Raw genomic sequence first — 402 nt, 5'->3', positions numbered from 1 at the left:
TAATTTCTGAAGATTTGCAACCTTATGGAGCCAATCGTTATTATCTGGAACAGAAAGTTAGAGATGATTTTCCAGAAACTTTAATTATTAGACTGCCAGGCCTCTTTGGTAAAAATATAAAAAAGAATTTTATATATGATTATATACATTATATTCCGTCCATGATCCAAAATGAAAAGTTTGGAAAACTTGCAACTGTCAGACACGAACTTAATAACTATTACAAATTGCAGGATAATGGATTTTATAAATGCAGTGACATATCTTGTGAAGAAAAAGAAGCACTTAAAACTATTTTTAAAGAACTGGGATTTTCTGCACTTAATTTTACGGACAGCCGTGGTGTATTTCAGTTCTACAATTTGAAACATCTGTGGAATCATATTAAGTATGCATTAAAAA

The 402-nt window shown here is 30.1% G+C and carries 1 protein-coding gene; it reads left to right on the top strand.

Annotation, left to right across the window (positions count from 1 at the left end):
- Window positions 1–402: NAD(P)-dependent oxidoreductase (locus tag NE664_15050; protein MCQ4727950.1), on the top strand; the 402-nt coding region annotated here is incomplete at both ends.

The sequence above is a fragment of the Anaerotignum faecicola genome, assembly GCA_024460105.1.
GTDB lineage: Bacteria > Bacillota > Clostridia > Lachnospirales > Anaerotignaceae > JANFXS01.
The sequence above is the reverse complement of the archived record's forward strand: the minus strand, read 5'-3'. Positions and strand labels throughout refer to the sequence as shown.